The sequence below is a fragment of the Flavobacterium sp. TMP13 genome, from assembly GCF_050847115.1.
In the GTDB taxonomy this organism is placed as follows: domain Bacteria; phylum Bacteroidota; class Bacteroidia; order Flavobacteriales; family Flavobacteriaceae; genus Flavobacterium.
Window position 1 is genome coordinate 935,140 of record NZ_CP193656.1, and the last position, 20,933, is coordinate 956,072.

Here is a 20,933-nt window from a genome sequence, read left to right on the forward strand (position 1 = left end):
AAACACTATGGAATTAGACGAAAAAAAATATTTATATCTATTGCTAATCATCCCGATTGTGGTGTTGATTTACTTTTACAATTTATATTGGAAAAGAAAAAAACAACGTGAATTTGGTGATTTAGAATTGGTAAAGCAACTGGCTCCAAATCGCTCTAGTTTTAAACCAGTTTTTAAATTGATACTAATGCTATTGGCTTTCACGGCTTTGATTGTCGGACTTATTAATCCGAAGATTGGAACTAAAATGGAAACTGTAAAACGCGAAGGAATAGATATTGTTTTTGCAATGGACGTTTCTAAAAGTATGCTTGCCGAAGATGTTGCACCAAACCGATTAGAAAAAAGCAAACAAATCGTTTCGCAAATCATCAATCAATTGGGCAGTGATCGAATCGGAATTGTGGCTTACGCCGGAAGTGCTTTTCCACTGTTACCAATTACAAGTGATTATAGTGTTGCCAAAATGTTTTTACAAACGATGAGTCCAGACATTGTTTCATCTCAAGGAACTTCTTTGGATGAGGCGATTAAATTGTCTACCAATTATTTTGACGAAAAAAGTAAAACGAGTAAGTTACTGATATTGATTTCTGATGGAGAAGATCACTCAGATGGTGCAGAAGTTGCAGCGGAAGAAGCCAAAAAAATCGGAATGAAAATTATAACCATTGGTATTGGAACTGAAAAAGGAGCAACAATTCCACTGAAAGTAAACGGTGTCGTACAAAGTTTTCAACGAGACAATAATAATGAAATCGTTATTACTAAAATGAGTGAAGATGGCTTAAAAGCGATTGCAAAAGCTACGAATGGCGGTTATGTAAATGGAAACAACACCAAAGTGGTCATTGATTACATAAAAAATGCTTTAGATAATATTCAGAAAACAGAATTTGAATCGACACAAATGGCCGAGTTTCAATCGCAGTTTCAATGGTTCCTAGGATTTGCTTTCTTTTTACTATTCTTAGATGTTTTTTTATTAGAAAGAAAAACTAAGTGGGTTTCTTCTCTAAATTTATTCAACGAAAAAAAATAAACTTATAAATCTAATTTATAAGCAAAAAATATATAATGAGACATTTAATACTGACATTTCTACTTTGTGTTTCTGCCGTTCTTTCGGCTCAGGAAAAAGATAAAGCTTTGCCTACTGCCAACGAAGAATATGCGCAAAAAAACTACGTTGATGCCGAAGCCAACTATCGTATCTCACAGTCAAGATTTCCAAATCGCAGCGTTGCAGCTTACAATATGGGTAATACGATTTACAAACAAAAGCAGGCTGGCGAAGCGAAGTTTGCGTATGCAAATGCTATAAAAAATGCGAAAACAAAGCCGCAAAAACATAAAGCTTTCCACAATTTAGGGAATGCCTTTATGCTAGAGAAAGATTATACACAAGCAGTGGAAGCCTATAAAAATGCGCTGCGCAACAATCCTACTGATGATGAAACGCGGTATAATTATGCTTTGGCTAAAAAACTGCTAAAAGAAAATCCACCGAAAAAAGATCAAAACAAGGATAAAGATAAAGATAAAGACAAAGACAAAGACAAAGACAAAAAAGACGATCAAAAAGACAAGGATAAAAAAGACGGAAAAGACGACAAGGATAAGGATAAAAAGGATAAAGATGATCCAAATAAAGAACCTAAAAAAGACGATCCTTCCGATAAAGACAAAGAGCCAAAACCACAACCTGGCGGGATTTCTAAGCAAAGAGTCGAAAATTTATTAGACGCTGTGAACAATGAAGAAAAGAAAATTCAGGATAAAATAAATGCACAAAAAGCAAAAGCAACTCCTAGAAAAGCAGAGAAGGATTGGTAACAATTTATTCTGAAAAATTAAAAAAATAAAGCAAAGTTTCGATTGAGAAAAATCTAAATGAAAAAATATATTTTTATACTATTACTAAGTTTTCAAAGTCTATTGGCTCAAGTTCAATTTGAAGCCAGAGTCAGCAAAACTACGCTTGGATTAAACGAAAGATTGCGCATCGACTTTGCGATGAACGTGGATGGCGATAACTTTATGCAGCCTTCATTTGATGGCTTTAGAGTAATTGCTGGCCCAAGTCAACAAGTCAGCCAATCGTGGATCAATGGTAAAAGTTCATTCGAAAAAATATACTCTTATTTCCTAGTTCCCAATCAAAAAGGGAGCTTAGTGATTAAACAAGCAGCAATTGAATACAACGGGCAGATTTACAAAACTTCGCCCATAAAGATCAATGTAACCGATACCGTTGCCCAAGAAAGAGACCCGAATGATCCTCAACAACCTTCAGCCGACAATAATTTATACTTAGTTGCCGAAATTTCCAAAACGAATCCGTACGTAAACGAGCCAATTACAGTAGTTTATAAGCTGTATTTTAGCTACAACATCGGGATTACCAATTGGAGAGAATTGGATAAGCCAAAATACAATGATTTTTGGAGCCAGAACATCGACATCAAACAACTCCTTGCAGAAGAAGGCATGTATAAAGGCGAAAAGTACCGTTATGTAGTTCTCAGAAAAACAGTGCTATATCCGCAAAAATCAGGAAAACTAGAAATTGAACCTCTGGCTTTGGACATTGATGTGCAATTACCAACCAACAGACGCAGTATGTTTGGACAAGTTGTTGTAACAGATGGACACAAACGCGTATCTGCAGGATCAAAAACAATTCGTGTTAAAGCATTGCCAGAAGCCAATAAACCAGAAGATTTTAGTGGTGCTGTTGGTAAATTTGATTTTAAAGTCGTGCCTTCTAAAACCTCTTTAAAAAATGGCGAAAGTTTAGATTTACTAGTTTCTGTGTCTGGAACTGGAAACATGAAATTGTTTACCTTACCCAAACCCGTAGTTCCAAATGCGCTCGAAATGTACGACCCAGTACACGACGAAAAAGTAAACACCACTTTGGCTGGAATGAATGGAAAAATTTCAGACAGTTATACTATCGTACCGCAATACAAAGGGAATTATGCCATAAAACCATTGTCATTTTCGTATTTTGACATCGGTTCGAATAGTTATAAAACCATTACTGCGCCAGAAATAATGGTCAATGTGTTGGATGGACCAATGCCGGCAGATGCGAACGCTGCTTCAACTGCGAACTTAGACAAAAATCAAATTGCTGCGGCAGAACAATTCAAATACATTGCTTTAAAAACAGATTTAAAACCAATCAATCAGAAAGATTTTTATGGCTCCAAATTTTTCTATGCCTTATTACTCTTGCCCTTTCTACTGTTACCAATTATCATTGTAGCTAAGAAAAAGAAAGAAGCTATTGATGGTGATGTTACTGGAAACCGAATTAAAAGAAACAATAAATTGGCCAAAAAATATCTATCTGAAGCCAAGAAACAACTAAATAACAAAGAAGCTTTTTACATTGCTTTAGAGAAAGCCATGCATAATTTCTTAAAGGCAAAATTGCACATCGAGACTTCTGAAATGAGTAAAGACAACATTCAAGAACTGTTATTGTCGCAGAATGCAAAGCCAGAATCGGTAGAGAATTTCATTAATTTGACTGAAAATTGCGAGTTTGCGAGATACGCTCCGGCTTCTAGCGCAACCATTCAAGATGATTTTGATAAAGCAGTTGTGATTATTTCCGAATTAGAAAAGCAATTAAAAGCGTAAACAAAACGTTGCTCGTTACCAAATAAATAGCATCAAATGAAAAATATACTGTTTCTCTTTTTATTCATTACGCAAGTTCTTTTTGCACAATCGAGTTTCGAAAAAGCGAACGATTTATACACCAATTTAAAATATCAAGAAGCGGCCTCTGCTTATGAAGATATTTTAAAGACGGAAAAATTACAATCGGCAGACTTGTATTTCAATTTAGGAAACTGTTATTACAAGCTGAATCAAGTTGCGCCGTCGATCTACAATTATGAGAAAGCACTCGTTTTAAGACCAAATGATGCCGCTGCACTAAACAACTTAAAATTTGCAAAAAAACTAACTATTGACGAGATTAAAGACGTTCCTAAAGTTGGTTTTGCCAAATTGGTTCAGAATTTCACTGGAATTTTTACTTACAATACCTGGGCATGGATCTGCGTTGCGCTTTCATTCTGCTTTTTATTCTGCTTTATTGGCTACTATCTTTCTCAATTAACACTTGCAAAACGACTCTATTTTGCGGGAATGTTTTTGCTGATCTTCGTATTACTTTTAAGTTTTTCGGCTGCAATTTCAGAAAAACACTTTTTTAATAACAATCGACCAGCTATTGTTTTTGCCGAAATTACCGAAATACACAGTGAACCTCAAAAAGGAGCTTCAGTTATTGTCGTTTTACACGAAGGTGCAAAAGTGTATGTGAAAGAAACTTTAAATTCTTGGAAAAAAATTGAATTGACCGACGGTACAGAAGGTTGGATTGAAGCCAGTGCAATTATAGAAGTCAAGTGAAAATAATCGTTAATTGTTAATGATTAATTATTAATGATTTCTTTAAAACGGATATACTTTTTCTGGTGTCACACAATAATCCAAACGGACATCAGTTTCAAAAACATCTTCAATTTGCTCTTCTGCTTCAAAGAAAGAAAGTCCAATTTTGATCGTTTCAGGCTTGCATTCAGATAAAAATTTATCATAAAACCCTTTGCCGTAACCAATTCTGTGTCCTGTTTGATCAAATGCTAAAAGTGGCACAAAAACAACGTCAATTTTCGAACTTGGTACTTCAATGCCGTCCACCGGTTCTGGAATACCATATTGATTTGTTTTTATTGTAGTGTTATCTGTGAGTAGAAAATGCTTCATTGTTCTCGAGTCGAACTCACTTTTAGAAATAACAACTTCCTTGTCTTTTCCTGCTAAAACATGCAAAATAAATTCGGTATCGACTTCATGGTGTTTTACAATGGGCAGAAAAATATGGTAATAGGTACGGCTCCATATATCCATTTGGATTAATTGGTTAGAAATTGCCATACTTTTCTCTTCCAAGTCGTTTTCGGACATTAAAGATCGTAGTGCTTTATACTTAATTCGAAGTTCTTTTTTAGTCCAGCTCATCTTCTAATCCAGCTTTTGAAATGTGATAAATAGCATCACCTTGATAAACAATTGGTGAATGATTGGCATTAATAACGTAACCTTCATGCGGCGCTTTTACCTTCCGTTCAAATTTCCCGAAGGGATCAGTAATTGTTGCTAAAATAGTTCCTTTGGTTACAAAATGTCCAACCATATTAAAATCATGCAGCAAACCTGAACATTTAGCGCGCATCCAAACCGAATTTTTAATATAAATTGTGGGATGTAGTGCAGTTTCATCCAGTTGCTTTTCATCCAACATATTAAGGTATTTCAACAATCGTTTCACACCTCTAACCCCTTCATTGGCAATATCTTGATTGATATCTAACGATTTTCCGCCTTCAAAAAGCAGCATTTTGACATTAGATTTAGAACAAGCATTGCGAAATGAGCCTGCTATGTTTTTAGAAAACAAAGTAAAAGGCGCATTAAAGATATCCGCTAAAACTTTCAATTCAGCATCATCATCGGTCAATCGAATTTGAGCCGCATTAAAACGACTCGCTCCACCAGCATGAAAATCTACTGCGTAGTCAAGCAAGGGCAAAACATCCTCTACTAAATGAAAGGCAAACCGACTGGCCAACGAACCTCTTCGACTTCCAGGAAAAACACGGTTCAAATCACGTCCATCGGGAAATTCCCGATTTCTATTTATAAAGCCATATACATTAATGACCGGAATACAAATAATTGTACCTCGTGCCGGTTTATTAATTTTTTTATAGATCAATTGTCGAACTATTTCTACGCCATTAATTTCGTCACCATGTATTCCAGCCGAAAAAAGCACGGTCGGACCCGCAATTTTTGAACGTCGAATAATAACCGGAATATTGAGTTTGGTAGTCGTGTGCAAACGAGCTATTTCAACATTTATCGTTCTACTTTCTCCTGGCAAAACGGTTTCGCCAAAAATAATCATAGGTTTCAATTCTCTCATAACTAAAATAAAGCCTAAATATAGAAATTATTATTTGTAATTTGTAAATTTGATTCGAATTCCAGATTAAGAAAATAATTGAAGCAAAACCTTCTTAGTCGCACAAAATACTCGCTTTTCAGTACAAAATACCATGCAAAATCCATCTCTTGAACTTCAAATACAAACCTTACCCGACAATCCTGGCGTATACCAATATTACGACAAAGACGGAAAAATACTGTATGTTGGAAAAGCCAAGAACCTAAAAAAAAGAGTCTCTTCTTATTTCAATAAAGTACACGATACAGCCAAAACAAATGTATTGGTTCGTAAAATAGTAACGATAAAACACATTGTCGTTCCTACAGAAACGGACGCTTTACTACTCGAAAACAACTTAATTAAAACCTTGCAACCACGGTACAACGTGTTGCTTCGTGATGATAAAAGCTACCCTTGGATTTGCATTAAAAACGAACCGTTCTCGCGCATATTTTCTACCCGAAGAATGGTCAAAGATGGCTCTGAATATTTTGGGCCATATACCAGTTTCAAAACCGTACATACCATTTTAGATTTAATAAAAGAATTGTACCCGCTGCGAACGTGCAACTATGATTTGAGCAAATCAAATATAGAAAGCGGAAAATTTAAAGTCTGTTTAGAATACCATATTGGCAATTGCAAAGGACCGTGTGAAGGATTTGAAACGTTACAAAACTATCAAAATCACGTCGATAAAATTCGAGAAATTCTAAAAGGAAATTTCAAAGAAAGTTTGAAAGATTTCAAAAAATTAATGGTGACTTTAGCGCAAGATTTGCGTTTTGAAGAAGCACAAAAGATTAAAGAAAAAATAGAAGTGCTCGAAAATTATCAATCGCGTTCTACTATCGTCAATCCAAAAATTACCAATATCGATGTCTTTTCAATTGTTTCAGACGAAAGCGCAGCCTACGTTAACTTTTTACAAATAGCGCACGGTTCGATTATTCGTTCGCATACTTTAGAAATGAAAAAAAAGCTGGACGAAACCGACGAAGAATTGCTCGAGCTTGCCGTAGTAGAACTTCGGGAGCGCTTTAATTTACTCTCGAGAGAAATCATTGTGCCTTTTGAAATGAATCTAGGCGACAAAATAAAAGTTACCGTTCCGCAATTGGGCGACAAGAAACAGATATTAGATTTGTCCATTCGTAACGCTAAGTTTTACCGAATCGAACAACTCAAGCAACTGCAAATAGTCGATCCAGATCGCCACACCAAACGCATCATGGCACAAATGCAAAAAGATTTACGCTTACCTGTCGAGCCGCGCCATATTGAATGTTTTGACAACTCTAACATACAAGGAACTAATCCTGTGGCGGCTTGCGTGGTCTTTAAAGATGGTAAACCAAGCAAAAAAGACTACCGCCATTTCAACATTAAAACCGTTGTAGGTCCAGACGATTTTGCGTCAATGGAAGAAGTGGTGTATCGCCGCTACAAACGATTGCTGGACGAAAATGAGCCGTTGCCACAGCTAATTATTATTGACGGAGGTAAAGGCCAATTGTCTTCTGCCTTAAAAAGTTTAGACGCACTCGAATTACGTGGTAAAATTGCCATTATTGGTATCGCCAAAAGGCTCGAAGAACTCTTTTATCCCGGAGATTCAATCCCGCTGTATTTGGATAAAAAATCAGAAACCTTGAAAATTATTCAGCAATTGCGAAACGAAGCCCACCGCTTCGGAATCACTTTTCATCGCGATAAACGAAGCAAAGCTGCGCTCAATTCTTCGATGGAAAGTATACCTGGAATTGGAGAGAAAACTATGGAAACACTCATCCGAAATTTTAAAAGTGTTAAAAGGTTGAAACTTGCCACCGAAAAAGAAATATCTGAGGTCATTGGTGTATCTAAAGCCAAAAAAATTGTCGACTTTTACAAAACCAATGCCTAATTTATGCGCCTAATCCAGCTGTCCATTCCAACTGCTTTCTTTCAATCCTTTTTTTATATTGCCCCAAAAGGAGCTTCCAAGGTCGCTCTTTTAGCGCCACAAAAAATAGGCTTCAAACGGCAGCAGGTTTCCTCTTCCATCTGGGGCGTGGCTATCATTCTAGTGTTCTTCTGTTCAATTCAATCTTCATTTGCTCAAAAAACACCGCAATCAAATACCCAAAGGCAAAAAGTAGGTCTTGTTTTAAGTGGTGGTGGCGCCAAAGGCTTTGCTCATGTTGGTGTCTTAAAAGTCATTGAAGAAGCAGGAATAAAAATAGATTACATTGGCGGAACTAGTATGGGTGCCATAATTGGCGGACTTTATGCTTCGGGTTACAACGCCGCACAAATTGATTCTATTTTTCAAAAAACGAATTTCGATAATTTAATAAACGACTTCATACCCAGAGCTTCCAAAAATTTCTACGAAAAAAGAAATGATGCTTTATATGCAATCACTTTGCCTTTTAGCAATTTAAAAATTGGTATTCCACAAGCACTTTCCAAAGGGGTTTATAATTATAATTTACTAAGTAGCTTGACTCGAAATGTGAGACACGTTCATAATTTTAACAATCTACCTATTCCTTTTTTGTGTATTGGTACCGATATTGAAACGGGCGAAGAAATTGTTTTAAACAAAGGAAACTTAGCCTTAGCCATGACAGCAAGTGCTTCCTTCCCTTCTTTGTTTGCCCCTGTTGAGATCGACGGCAGATTGTTGGTCGATGGCGGTGTGGTAAACAATTATCCGCTAGAAGAAATTAAAAAATTAGGTGCAGACATTATTATAGGTGTCGATGTACAAGATGATTTACTGACTCGCAAAAACCTAAAAGATGCGACCAAAATTTTGGTTCAAATCACCAATTTGCAGTCCATTGATAAAATGAAACGCAAAATTTCTGAAACCGATATTTACATCAAACCCGACATTCGCGATTACGGTGTAATTTCGTTTGACAAAGGTGCGGAAATTATTCGTAAAGGAGAAGAAGCTTCGTTTGCGGTCTATGAGCAATTAAAATCATTAGGAAAAACAGAACATTTTTACAAAAAACCACCTTTAAAAGTAGAGTCAGATACTTTGCAAATTAAAAATATCAACTACAATTCGATCGAAAATTACACCAGACAATATGTTACTAGTAAACTTCGTTTCAAACCAAATTCTACCATAACGTATCAAGATCTAGAAACTGGAATTAATAATTTAAATGCTACCGAAAACTTCAGTACCATCTCCTATGCTTTAGAACAGCAAAAAGAGAAAGATAACTTAAATTTGACGTTGATAGAAAACCCGACCAAAACGTTTTTAAAGTTCGGACTGCATTACGACGGCTTGTATAAAAGTGGTGTGCTTATTAATTTAACGCGTAAAAAAACATTCATCAAAAATGATAATGCATCACTAGACGTTGTGTTAGGGGATAATTTTAGATATAATTTTAATTATTTTATCGAAAATGGCTTTAACATCAGTTGGGGATTCAGTTCCAAATTGCAACAATTCAACCGAAACATCTCTACAAGCATAAGCAGTTCTTTCGATAATGGAAAAAATGCTAATTTGATAAATACCGATTATTTCGACATTACCAATAAAGCCTATTTTCAATCACTATTTTTAAATAAAATATTAATTGGTGGTGGTGCCGAATACAAATTTTTACGAATAAGTTCGCAAACCATAAATGCTGACGACTCTAATATTGATAAAAGTAATTACATTAGCTTGTTTGGTTACGCCATTTTTGATTCGTACAACAAAAAGAATTTCCCCTCCAAGGGTTACTATTTCTCAGGAGATTTTCAGACCTATCTGGCCTCTTCCGATTACACCAATAACTTTAATCCCTTTTCTATAGCTAAAGGAAAAATTGGTACTGCTTTTACCATAGTTCGTAAATTATCAGTGAATGTTGAATCTGAAGCTGGTTTTTCTTTGGGTCAAGATAGTGTACCATTTTTTAATTTTGCCTTGGGAGGTTATGGTTACGACAAAATTAACAACTCTAATTATTTTTATGGTTATGATTTTTTGAGTTTCGCTGCAAACAGTTTTATAAAAGCTGCAGTGACGGTAGATTATGAGTTCATCAAAAAAAATCACGTAAATTTCTCTGCGAATTACGCCAATGTCCAAGACAACCTTTTTGAATCTGTCGATTGGATATCTGTACCAAAATATTCAGGATATGCACTTGGTTACGGAATAGAATCTAGAATTGGGCCGATCGAATTAAAATACTCTTGGTCACCTGAAAATGCAAAAGGTTTCACTTGGTTCAAAATTGGATTTGAATTTTAAATTAGTAATTTTTTTAAATAAAATTTACGATATTTGTTATAATGAAAACAAAATGGCTCGGTTTATTATCGTATTTACAATTTCTCATCAAGAGAAATCCAGAGTAATTATGTAATCAGTGAAGTAGAAACAGCGCTGATTATAATAAATCAGTCACCTCTTCCATTTATCTGATTGTTTAATTTTCTAATTAATAAGATCATGCCATTATACCATAAACTCGGGAATATTCCTCAAAAGAGACACGTTCAGTTCGAAAAACCAGACGGTGGTTTATATTACGAACAACTATTTGGGACTGAAGGTTTTCACGGAAACTCAGCCTTATTATACCACACACATCGACCAACTCAGATTAAAGAAATACTAAAATCGTACTCGGTTGAGCCCAAAATTGCCACTGGCAAAAACATCAAATCTTTATTATTAAAGGGATTTGAACTACAACCACAAAAAGACTTTTTAGACAGCCGAAAAGCAATGTTAGTCAATAAAGATTGCATCATTGGTTTAGCGGCTCCGCAAGAATCGTTGAGTACCTATTTTTATAAAAATGCCGACGCCGATGAAATGATTTTCATTCACAAAGGAACAGGAAAGTTGCGCACCATGATGGGCAATATTTCGTTTCAATACGGTGATTATCTCATTATTCCGCGAGGAATGATTTACCAAATCGAATTTGATTCATCAGAAAACAGACTATTTTACGTCGAGTCCTACGCTCCATTTTACACACCAAAGCGTTATAAAAACGAATCTGGACAACATTTAGAACATTCTCCTTTTTGTGAGCGAGACTTTAAATTACCTACAGAACTAGAAACCCACGACGAAAAAGGTGACTTTTTAATAAAAGTCAAAAAAGAGGGAATGATGCATGAAATTGTTTATGCCACACATCCTTTTGATGTTATTGGCTGGGATGGTTATAATTTTCCGTACGGTTTTTCGATTCATAATTTCGAACCTATAACTGGACGCGTGCACCAACCGCCGCCAGTGCATCAAACTTTTGAAACCGCAACTTTTGTCGTTTGCTCCTTCTGCCCGCGATTGTACGATTACCATCCAAAAGCAATTCCTGCACCCTACAATCATAGTAATATCGACAGTGATGAAGTGCTCTATTATGTAGACGGAGATTTTATGAGTCGCAACAATATCGAGCAAGGACATATTACTTTACATCCAAAAGGAATTCCGCACGGCCCAGCACCTGGAGCAATGGAGCGAAGCATTGGTCACACCGAAACGCATGAGTTGGCCGTAATGGTTGATACTTTCAGACCACTTATGGTGACCGAAGAAGCAATGGGATTGGATGACGGAAAGTACTATAAATCATGGATGGAATAATCTAATCTAGCATTATTTCACTCCAATATTAATTAGAAGCTATTTCCTGCTATCCACTAGATCTTTTGCATCTGCCGCGGCAGACACAAAAGGATGCCGCTGCTATCAGGGCTAAAAATCAAATTTCAAAAACAACATTTTTCGGTTTCTCAAATAAACGCCTAACCGATTAAAAAAAATAAAACATCATGTCAAAAGAAATTAAATCAGTAGAATACGGCTTAGAAAAAATATTCGAAGGCGCACAAGACTTTCTTCCATTAATGGGAACAGATTACATTGAATTTTATGTAGGAAATGCAAAACAGGCGGCTCATTTTTACAAAACAGCTTTTGGTTTTCAGTCGCACGCTTACGCCGGACTAGAAACTGGAATGCGAGATCGTGCCTCCTATGTTTTAAAACAAGATAAAATTCGTTTGGTTTTAACAACCGCATTAAATAGCGATTCTCCAATTGGAGAACACGTAAAAAAACATGGTGATGGTGTCAAAATAATTGCTTTATGGGTAGAAGATGCTCGTTCGGCTTTTGAGGAAACAACCAAACGTGGTGCCAAAGTTTTTATGGAACCAACGGTCGAAAAAGACGAGCATGGCGAAGTAGTTCGTGCCGGAATTTATACCTACGGAGAAACCGTTCATCTATTTGTAGAGCGCAAAAATTACAACGGTGCATTTTTACCGGGTTACAAAGAATGGAAAACAGATTACAATCCAACTTCAGTTGGTCTGAAATACGTTGACCACATGGTTGGAAACGTGGGCTGGAATGAAATGAACACTTGGGTAAAATGGTACGAAGATGTGATGGGATTTGTAAATTTTCTTTCTTTTGATGACAAACAAATTACTACCGATTATTCGGCATTAATGTCTAAAGTGATGAGTAATGGAAACGGGAGAATTAAATTTCCTATCAACGAACCAGCAGAAGGTAAAAAACGCTCACAAATTGAAGAATATCTAGATTTTTATGAAGGTTCTGGCGTGCAACACATTGCGGTTGCTACTGATGACATCATTAGTACAGTAGCCGAGATGCGCGCTCGCGGAATTGATTTTTTAAGTACTCCACCACAGACCTATTACGATGGAATTCCAGAAAGATTAAAAGATCATATGCATAAATTTAAGGAAGACATTACCGAACTTCAAAAATTAGGAATTATGATTGATGCTGATGAAGAAGGATACCTTTTGCAAATTTTTACCAAACCAGTAGAAGACCGTCCTACCTTATTTTTCGAAATTATACAGAGAATGGGAGCCAAAGGCTTTGGTGCAGGTAACTTTAAAGCCCTTTTTGAGTCGATTGAAAGAGAACAAGAATTGCGAGGAACTTTATAAATTTGCATAATTTTTTCATTTCCTCAAAAAATAACCCATATAGCAGCCAATTAATTGCAAATCTTTTGTTAAACTAGATTTTTATTGAATTATTTCTTTTCTTTCTAACTATCTTTGCACTCGCAAAACAGGAAGGGGTGGTTTCCTTCCAGATTTGATATAAATTTCATAATTTATAGTTTTTTGGTTAGTTAATAGCATAAAAACTCAGTCATTACTTGACTGAGTTTTTTTGTTTTGGTACATTTGGAACAGAATTTGCATTTCTTGTTACTAAATGTCAAATCTAAAAACTATGAAAAAAATATTTTTACTTATATTATTTCTCCCGCTATTTAGTTTTCAACCAAAAACAGACACTGCTTTTGATACCGGCGAATGGTTCAAATTCAGAATTCATTACGGCATTGTAAATGCTGGCTATGCTACGATACAAATTACAGACGCTACAATAAACAATAAAAAAGTGTACCATGCCGTGGGTAAAGGTTACACAACTGGAATGTCTCGTTTTTTCTTTAAAGTCGAAGATTTGTATGAAAGTTACTTTGATAAGATTACAGGTAAACCCTATCGTTATGTTCGTAAAATTGATGAAGGTGGCTACACTAAAGATCAAGAAGGTTTTTTTAACCAAGAGCAGAACCGAATTGTAGTTAAGGATTACAAACGCAAATCTGAAAAAACAATTCTCGTAACCGAAAATGTACAAGACATTGTGTCTTCTTTTTATTACTTGCGCAACCATCCCGATATCGATAATTTAAAAGTCGGAGAATCGATTGCAATTGATATGTTCTTTGACGACGAAATCACAAAATTTAAGTTAAAATTTGCGGGTCGTGAAGATATTACAACTAAATTTGGAACCGTGTCTACCATGATCTTCAAACCTTTAGTGCAAAAAGGTCGTGTTTTTAAAGAAAAGGAAAGCTTAACGCTTTGGATAACAGACGACAAGAATAAATTACCTGTACGCATAAAAGCAGATTTAGCGGTTGGATCTTTGAAAGCCGATATCGATGGTTTTAGAGGATTACAAAGCCCCTTAAAAATAAAAAAATAATGAACATCAGCGAGCAATCGGAATCAATTTTAAAAGAAATTGATTTAAAGTATCAAGCCATCAATCAAAAGACCGAAGTACAGCTTGAAGGACTTTTATGGTCGAAACCAATTACGTATTGGGACTATATACAAACTGATGCTCTCTTAAATCTTCAAGTGCAACGCACCACACTTCCTGACGAAAATGTATTTATCATGTACCATCAGGTCAATGAATTAATTTTTAAAATGATTTTGTGGGAAGTGGAGCAAATTGCAGACAAAGAAACAATTGACACCGCTTTCTTTAGTGATCGATTGTCGCGAATTAGCCGTTACTTTGAAATGCTTACTACTTCTTTTGACGTCATGAAAGACGGAATGGACGTCGATCAATATATGAAATTCAGAAATACCTTGACGCCAGCCAGTGGTTTTCAAAGTGCACAATACCGTTTAATCGAGTTTTCTTCGACTGACCTTATTAACCTTACTGACCATCGCTACAAATCTGTTATAAATTCGGACAGCTCTTTAGAAGATAATTTTGAACATTTATATTGGCAAGCAGCCGGAAAAGACTACAAAACAGGTAACAAATCCTATTTGTTACAGCAATTCGAAAAGAAATACAAAGCACAATTTCTAGTTCGAATGCAAGCGTATAAGTCCAAAAACATATGGCAAAAATTCAAACAACTTCCAACCGAAGATCAAAACAATCCGCAATTAGTTTCTGCAATGCGTCATTATGACTATACTGTAAACATTACGTGGGTGATGCAGCATTTAAAAACTGCCATAAAATATATTGTCGAAAGTGGTCAAGGATCTGGTGAAGCAACCGGAGGAAGTGATTGGCAAAAATACATGCATCCAAAATACCAACGTCGCATCTTCTTTCCTGAACTTTGGAGCGCAGAAGAGTTGGCTACTTGGGGACACGAAAAATAAAGGAATAAATACTTTAAAAAGAATTGATTTGAAAAGAATAGGTGTAATTATATTAGTATTACTTTCAATACTCTCGTGCGATAAAAAAGCAGATAAAGTTGAAACTAAGATTGTGAAACCAAAAAAAGCTGATAAAGTTGAATTTGGCTTTAATTACGCTGATTATAATGTCATCAAAGACACCATCAAAAAAGGAGATACTTTTGGAACCATTATACAGAGTCAAAATATTGGTGATCAAAAAATATTTGATATTGTTAATAATGTTCGCGACACATTTAATGTCAGAACAATGCGCTATCACAAAGTGTATACCTTATTTCGGACCAAAGACAAAACTAATAAACTGCAATATTTCGTTTACCAACCCGATGCACTTAACTATTATGTGATCGATTTACGAGACAGTATTCCCGTAGCATACAAAAAAACAAAACCAGTAACCTATAAAAGAAAGGTCTTGGGCGGAGTATTAAAAGGATCATTATCTGAAACCTTAGGCAACCAAAAAGTAGATGTAGGTTTAGCATCTCAAATCACACAAATATTTGCTTGGTCAGTCGATTTCTTCAAATTAAAAAAAGGAGATCGCTACGGTTTAATATTCAACGAACGCTTTATTAACGATACCGTTTATGACGGTGCCGAAGATATAGAGGCTGCCTTTTTTGAATACAAAGGGAAGATTGTGTACGCTTTTCCATTCATACAAGACACGGCATCGGGAAAAGTTGCTTATTATGATGAGGACGGTAAAACATTAAGGAATTTTTTCTTAAAGACACCCATTAAATTCAGCCGCATAAGTTCTCGCTTTACCTCTAATCGCTTTCATCCGGTACAAAAAACATGGAAAGCACACAAAGGAACGGATTACGCTGCGCCGAGCGGAACACCAATATCGAGTACCGCAAGTGGTGTGATCGAGCGAACAGGTTATACTGCCGGAAACGGTAATTACGTAAAAGTAAAACACAACGGTACCTACTCTACTCAATATTTACACATGTCGAGAATCTTGGTTCGTAAAGGCCAACAAGTTTCTCAAGGTCAAACCATCGGCTTAGTAGGAAGTACTGGTTTAGCTACTGGCCCTCATGTATGTTACCGGTTTTGGAAAAATGGCGTGCAGGTTGATGCCTTAAAACTTAATTTACCTTCGGGCGAACCTATGGTTGGTAAAAACAAAGAACGTTTTTTAAGAGAAATCGAACCCCTTAAAAGAGAGTTAGACAGCATTGGAAATTTATAAATCAATCTTTTAAAAAAACATTTAAAAGTTAAAGCATTTGTTATAAAAAAGTAAAGAATCTAAATTTCATACAAGAATTCAGTATTTTTGAATAAAATAACCACTCAAGATACTTTACAGATGGCACTACGCACTACAAATCCAACAGAAAGCGCTGCTTGGAAAAATCTCCAAGAACACTATAACAAAACATATAGTACGAACATGCAGGAACTATTTGCTGCAGACCATTTACGTACAGATAAATTTCACATTACTTGGAATGATTTTTTAATTGATTATTCTAAAAATAATATTACCGAAGAAACAATTTCGCTATTACTAAATCTTGCTAACGAAGTCGGATTGAAAAGTGCGATTTCTGATTATTTTGGTGGAGCAATTATCAATCAAACAGAAAACAGAGCTGTCTTACACACCGCATTACGCGCCCCTGAATCGGCTGATATAAAAGTAGACGGCGTAAATGTGATTCCCGAAGTGTATCAAGTTAAAAACAAAATTAAGAACTTCACCAACGAAATTACTTCTGGACATAGAAAAGGATACACGGGAAAACCTTTTACCGACATTGTTAATATCGGAATTGGTGGGTCAGACTTAGGCCCCGATATGGCGGTAGAAGCGTTACAGTATTATAAAAACCATCTGACTACTCATTTTGTTTCGAACGTCGATGGCGATCATGTTACCGAAATTATTAAAAAATTAAATCCAGAAACCACTTTATTTGTTATTGTTTCTAAAACATTCACAACTCAAGAAACCCTAACTAATTCAGTTACGCTTAAAAAATGGTTTTTAAAATCTGCAAAACAAGAAGATATTGCCAATCATTTTGTAGCAGTTTCTACCAATATTGAAAAAGTGACCGAATTCGGAATTAATCCCGACAACATATTCCCAATGTGGGATTGGGTTGGAGGTCGTTTTTCTTTATGGAGCGCAGTGGGTCTAAGCATTAGTTTATCTGTAGGTTTTGATAATTACAACGATTTACTACTCGGGGCATACGAAATGGACGAGCACTTTAAGTCTGCAGAATTTGATGGCAATATTCCTGTTATTCTTGCTTTGTTAAGTATTTGGTACAATAATTTTTATGGTGCAGAGAGCGAAGCAATAATTCCATATACCCAATATCTAAAAAAATTAGCTCCTTATTTGCAACAAGCAACCATGGAGAGTAACGGAAAAAGCGTAGGTCGCGACGGAAAACCTGTAAACTACCAAACCGGAACAATTATTTGGGGAGAACCAGGAACCAATTCACAACATGCTTTTTTTCAACTAATTCATCAAGGAACTAAATTGATTCCGACCGATTTTATCGGCTTCGTTCATTCGTTGTACGGAAATAAAGACCACCACGACAAATTAATGTCGAATTTCTTTGCACAAACAGAAGCGTTGCTTAACGGTAAGACGGCAGAACAAGTTCAAGCTGAATTTGACAAACAAGGACTAGCTGCTGATAAAGCTTCGTATTTAGCACCTTTTAAAGTCTTTACTGGCAACAAACCTACAAACACTATTTTAGTAAACAAATTGACTCCAAAAACATTGGGTTCATTAATTGCGATGTACGAGCACAAAATCTTTGTACAAGGAATCATTTGGAACATCTTTAGTTACGATCAATGGGGCGTAGAACTAGGTAAGCAATTAGCGAATTCTATTTTAAACGAAATCGAATCAGCCACCGTACAAAAGCACGACTGCTCTACTTCTTTTTTATTAAACTACTTTATTTCAAATAAGTAAATAGCCTATTATACTACAATCAAAAGCCACCGCATTTTAGCTAATGCGTTGGCTTTTTTGCGTTTAGCCATAAAATAATAAACTTGCAAATAAGGATTACATCGTTAATAAAATTGAAAATATTAATAATTTAACAAAAAATAGCTAATAAAATGCACTTAAAGCGCGTAATATTTATTACTAATTAAAAAAACACCTTTAATATGCAAAGAATTACACAAAACAACCATTTATTAACGTTTCGATAACATTATCTCATAATTTTGTTATAATTTTGCCCAAAACAATTAACGATCAAAAAATGAAAACAATGAAAACCTGGTTACTCACCGGATTACTATTCATGGCTATTTCGGCAACCTATGCACAAGGTAAAATTACAGGAATTATTTCTGACGGCTCAGGACCTCTTCCGGGCGCAAATATCGTTGTAAAAGGAACTTCTGAAGCTACTTCTGTCGATTTTGACGGAAAATTTACTCTTACTACTACTAAGAATTCAGGAGAAGTAGTTGTTTCATTCATTGGAAATGAGAACAAAACCATAAAATTTAATTTCGTTAATGGATCAACAGTAGATTTAGGAACAATCGTTCTTTCTTCAAGCTCAAATCAATTAAATGAAATTGTAGTGATGGGTAAAGGTATTATTGACCTTGCGACAGAAAGAAAAACTCCTATTGCCGTTTCAACAATTAAAGCCGCAGAAATCCAAGCAAAAGTAGGAACCTCTGATATTACACAAACGATGGTAAATACTCCTTCTGTATACGTTGCTGGACAATCGGGCGGATTTGGTGATTCTAGAATTAGTGTTCGTGGATTTGCGCAAGATAATACTGCCTTCTTATTAAACGGACAACCAATTAATGGGATGGAAGATGGTAAAATTTACTGGTCTAACTGGTCTGGAATGTCTGATATTGCTAATGCAGTGCAAATTCAAAGAGGTTTAGGCTCATCTAAATTAGCAATATCTTCTGTTGGAGGTACTGTAAACTTTATTACCAAAGCTACTGACAAAAGAGAAGGTGGTTTTGCTTCAGTAGGTGTAGCAAACGATAATTACTTCAAAACTACGGCTGCTTACAGCACTGGAATGAGTGAAAGTGGATGGGGAACTAGTGTAATGTTGTCTCACTGGCAAGGTGATGGATACAATGATGGTACTGCTGGACAAGGTGAAACTTATTTTATATCTGTTGGATACAAAGCAAACGAAAGACATAATTTTAATTTCCTTCTGACAGGTGCTCCTCAAGAACACGAGCAAAACTACGGCAAGAAATTAAGTGTTTATGAAAAGTACGGTAGAAAATACAATAATAACGGTGGTGTTTTAAATGGTGAATATTTATCTGCTGTTGGGAACTATTATCATAAACCAGTAGCGAATTTAAACTGGGATTTTGATATTACAGAAAAATCTAGTTTATCTACTGTATTATATGCCTCTTGGGGTAGAGGTGGTAGTATTGGAACAGTTGGTTCTACAAAAAGAACTGCCGATGGATATGTAGATTATGATGCTATTATCGCAGCTAATGAAGCTAGCGCTGATGGTGCTGCTACTTTCGCTTTACGCAACTCTGTCAATAACCACGAATGGTATGGATTGGTTAGTAATTTCAAAACAGCCTTAACAGAAAACCTTTCGTTAAATACAGGTCTTGACTTAAGAACGTACCAAGGACTTCACTTTAGACAAATCACCAATCTTTTAGGCGCAGACTTTTACTTAGATAAGTTCAACAAAAATATTCCAAATAATAAAATCTTTGAAACATATTCAACTGATAGATATTCGGTTTTAACGAACTATGCAGACAAAAAAAATAGATATTCTTGGGATTATGATGAAACAATTAACTACGGGGGTATTTTTGGACAATTAGAATACTCTAAAAATAATTTCTCGACTTTTTTCCAAGGATCTTTATCTAGTCAATCACACACACGTACAGATAGATATGCATACTTTCCTGAGAATCAAGAAGCAGAAAAGGTTAACAACATAGGATATAATGCAAAAGGTGGAGCAAGTTATAAAATTGATCAAATTGGATCATTTTATGCAAATGCCGGATATTATTCAAGACAACCTTACCACGACAATATTTACTTGAATTTTGGTAACGAAGTAAATCCGTTAACGAAAAACGAAAAAATATTAGGGCTAGAATTAGGATACACTTACAGTTCTGAATTCTTAACTGCTAGCGTTAATGCATACCGTACGTCTTGGAAAGATAGAGTTACTACTACATCAACAGAAGTAAACAACTTACAAGAGTACAAAACTAATGAGGGTGTAGAACAATTGCACACAGGTGTTGAATTAGATTTTGTTGCTAAACCATTGCCTAATCTTGATGTTACAGGTTTTGCTTCGGTTGGTAACTGGGAGTATGCTGGAAACTCAGTAATTACCATTAGAGATGAAGATAGAAATGTAATAAGTAGTGAGATTGTTGATGTGGATGGAGGAAAAGTAGGTGATGCGGCTCAAACCACATTCGGATTAGGAGCTAAGTATGAAATTTTTACAAGATTCTCAGTAGATGCTGATTGGAGAAATTACGCTAAATTATACTCTAATGCAGGAGCTGTTAAAAATAATTTAGAATTACCTAATTATGACATAATGGATGCTGGTATTTCATATAAAATATTAGCTGGTACAACGAAACAAAATTCTATTTTGTTGCGTTTGAATGTTAACAACGTTTTTGACGAAGTGTACATCTCAGAATTGACAACCAACATTGCTTCAAATGGCACAGACCTAAATGTAAGAGGTATTAATACCAATAACAATGGTTATTATGGATTAGGTAGAACTTGGAACTTTAGTGTTCGTTTCAACTTCTAATTCAAAACCATTTTAAATATTAAAACGGCAAAGTG

Annotated in this window: 15 protein-coding genes; 13 read left to right on the forward strand and 2 right to left on the reverse strand. The window is 35.5% G+C overall.

The annotated features are described in order from the left end of the window. Positions 1-7: 7 nt before the first annotated feature. The 4 genes from ACRASX_RS04110 to ACRASX_RS04125 are packed head-to-tail and all read left to right on the forward strand — an operon-like array spanning position 8 to position 4,437. Positions 8-1,042, forward strand: coding sequence for a vWA domain-containing protein (locus ACRASX_RS04110; RefSeq protein WP_432222506.1), 1,035 nt, complete (start codon positions 8-10; stop codon positions 1,040-1,042). Between the two features lie 35 nt (positions 1,043-1,077). Then, positions 1,078-1,836 (forward strand): tetratricopeptide repeat protein, encoded by a 759-nt coding sequence (locus tag ACRASX_RS04115; protein ID WP_432222507.1) that lies wholly within the window; start codon positions 1,078-1,080, stop codon positions 1,834-1,836. A gap of 57 nt (positions 1,837-1,893) precedes the next feature. Beyond that, positions 1,894-3,654: a BatD family protein gene (locus ACRASX_RS04120; RefSeq protein ID WP_432222508.1), complete on the forward strand. Its 1,761-nt coding sequence runs from the start codon at positions 1,894-1,896 to the stop codon at positions 3,652-3,654. A gap of 36 nt (positions 3,655-3,690) precedes the next feature. Then, positions 3,691-4,437 (forward strand): tetratricopeptide repeat protein, encoded by a 747-nt coding sequence (locus tag ACRASX_RS04125; RefSeq protein ID WP_432222509.1) that lies wholly within the window; start codon positions 3,691-3,693, stop codon positions 4,435-4,437. Positions 4,438-4,479: 42 nt separating this feature from the next. Here the strand turns inward: ACRASX_RS04125 and ACRASX_RS04130 are convergent, their stop codons facing one another. Together ACRASX_RS04130 and ACRASX_RS04135 are read right to left on the reverse strand one after the other, a co-directional pair. After that, positions 4,480-5,049, reverse strand: coding sequence for a 5-formyltetrahydrofolate cyclo-ligase (locus tag ACRASX_RS04130; RefSeq protein ID WP_432222510.1), 570 nt, complete (start codon positions 5,047-5,049; stop codon positions 4,480-4,482). Next, positions 5,036-6,016, reverse strand: coding sequence for a succinylglutamate desuccinylase/aspartoacylase family protein (locus ACRASX_RS04135; RefSeq protein WP_082706659.1), 981 nt, complete (start codon positions 6,014-6,016; stop codon positions 5,036-5,038). Before ACRASX_RS04135 ends, ACRASX_RS04130 begins: the two co-directional genes overlap by 14 nt. 133 nt (positions 6,017-6,149) lie before the next feature. Between ACRASX_RS04135 and uvrC the strand changes: the two genes are divergently transcribed. The 9 genes from uvrC to ACRASX_RS04180 all read left to right on the forward strand — a co-directional run bounded on the left by uvrC (position 6,150) and on the right by ACRASX_RS04180 (position 20,898). Continuing rightward, positions 6,150-7,946 carry an excinuclease ABC subunit UvrC gene (gene uvrC / locus ACRASX_RS04140; protein ID WP_066311685.1) on the forward strand — a complete coding sequence of 599 codons (1,797 nt, stop codon included), beginning with the start codon at positions 6,150-6,152 and terminating at the stop codon, positions 7,944-7,946. A 3-nt stretch (positions 7,947-7,949) separates the two neighbouring features. After that, the gene (locus ACRASX_RS04145; protein ID WP_432222511.1) at positions 7,950-10,301 is read left to right on the forward strand and encodes a patatin-like phospholipase family protein; all 2,352 of its coding nucleotides are present in this window, start codon (positions 7,950-7,952) and stop codon (positions 10,299-10,301) included. A 201-nt stretch (positions 10,302-10,502) separates the two neighbouring features. Continuing rightward, positions 10,503-11,660 (forward strand): homogentisate 1,2-dioxygenase, encoded by a 1,158-nt coding sequence (locus ACRASX_RS04150; RefSeq protein ID WP_432222512.1) that lies wholly within the window; start codon positions 10,503-10,505, stop codon positions 11,658-11,660. A 188-nt stretch (positions 11,661-11,848) separates the two neighbouring features. Then, positions 11,849-13,009 carry a 4-hydroxyphenylpyruvate dioxygenase gene (gene hppD / locus ACRASX_RS04155; protein ID WP_432222513.1) on the forward strand — a complete coding sequence of 387 codons (1,161 nt, stop codon included), beginning with the start codon at positions 11,849-11,851 and terminating at the stop codon, positions 13,007-13,009. Positions 13,010-13,304: 295 nt separating this feature from the next. After that, complete coding sequence (locus tag ACRASX_RS04160) at positions 13,305-14,075, forward strand: DUF3108 domain-containing protein (RefSeq protein WP_066311691.1); 771 nt, start codon at positions 13,305-13,307, stop codon at positions 14,073-14,075. Next, on the forward strand, positions 14,075-15,010 hold the full coding sequence (locus tag ACRASX_RS04165; RefSeq protein WP_432222514.1) for a tryptophan 2,3-dioxygenase family protein: 936 nt from the start codon (positions 14,075-14,077) through the stop codon (positions 15,008-15,010). Before ACRASX_RS04160 ends, ACRASX_RS04165 begins: the two co-directional genes overlap by 1 nt. Positions 15,011-15,038: 28 nt before the next feature. Beyond that, positions 15,039-16,262 carry a peptidoglycan DD-metalloendopeptidase family protein gene (locus tag ACRASX_RS04170; protein ID WP_432222515.1) on the forward strand — a complete coding sequence of 408 codons (1,224 nt, stop codon included), beginning with the start codon at positions 15,039-15,041 and terminating at the stop codon, positions 16,260-16,262. A gap of 120 nt (positions 16,263-16,382) precedes the next feature. After that, positions 16,383-18,026: a glucose-6-phosphate isomerase gene (gene pgi / locus ACRASX_RS04175; protein WP_432223065.1), complete on the forward strand. Its 1,644-nt coding sequence runs from the start codon at positions 16,383-16,385 to the stop codon at positions 18,024-18,026. 310 nt (positions 18,027-18,336) lie between these two features. Next, entirely contained in the window at positions 18,337-20,898 is a 2,562-nt protein-coding gene (locus ACRASX_RS04180; protein ID WP_432222516.1) for a TonB-dependent receptor, read from the forward strand. Positions 20,899-20,933 lie beyond the last annotated feature (35 nt).